This is a genomic window from Pseudomonas sp. HMSC057H01, assembly GCF_001836405.1.
In the GTDB taxonomy this organism is placed as follows: domain Bacteria; phylum Pseudomonadota; class Gammaproteobacteria; order Pseudomonadales; family Pseudomonadaceae; genus Pseudomonas; species Pseudomonas aeruginosa.
This window is the reverse complement of record NZ_KV828404.1, coordinates 1-557: the sequence shown is the minus strand read 5'-3', so window position 1 is coordinate 557 and position 557 is coordinate 1. Positions and strand designations below refer to the sequence as shown.

At 51.7% G+C, this 557-nt stretch carries 2 pseudogenes; both read right to left on the bottom strand.

From position 1 onward, the window contains the following. Positions 1-175 (bottom strand): annotated as a pseudogene (locus HMPREF2581_RS31695) (sel1 repeat family protein); the annotation flags it as partial. 8 nt (positions 176-183) lie between these two features. Continuing rightward, positions 184-557, bottom strand: a pseudogene (locus HMPREF2581_RS31690) (sel1 repeat family protein); the annotation flags it as partial.

The window sequence follows — 557 nt, the reverse complement described above, 5'->3', positions numbered from 1 at the left end:
CCCAGGGCCGCAGAGTATCGGGCTTGGCCAAGGCTGCTGCTTCGCGGTACCAAGCATCGGCTTGCGGATCCAACGGCGGCAGATGGTCTTTTTCATTAGCGCAGACAAATGGTTTGCTGTTGGCCATCACGGGGACGCCTGCAAGACAGAGCACGGCCCAAAGTCCAATAGCCATCAGCCGCATCACTGCCCCGGTTTCCAGTCGGGCCGATCTGCATCGTAGCCCTGGGTCGGGTGAGAAGGTAGAGGATGGTCCTTTATCAAGTTGGGAAAACGAAAATCAGGATCAGCGGCAAGTTTATCGTAAATACCATCATATAATTTGCGCAATTTCTCATCGGGTGCGTACCACATTCTATCGACATCAGGACTGGCTTTATCAAAAACACCGGAGATAAATAAAGCCGCACTCTTTCCGCCCTGAGAGACTGACGCCTGATAATAACCCAATGCTTTTGGAAAATTATGCTCTACTATCTTGTAATACGCCCCCAACTCATAACTAGCCGGCGCATAGCCCTGGCTAGCAGCACAGTGAGTATACGCCAACCCCAAAT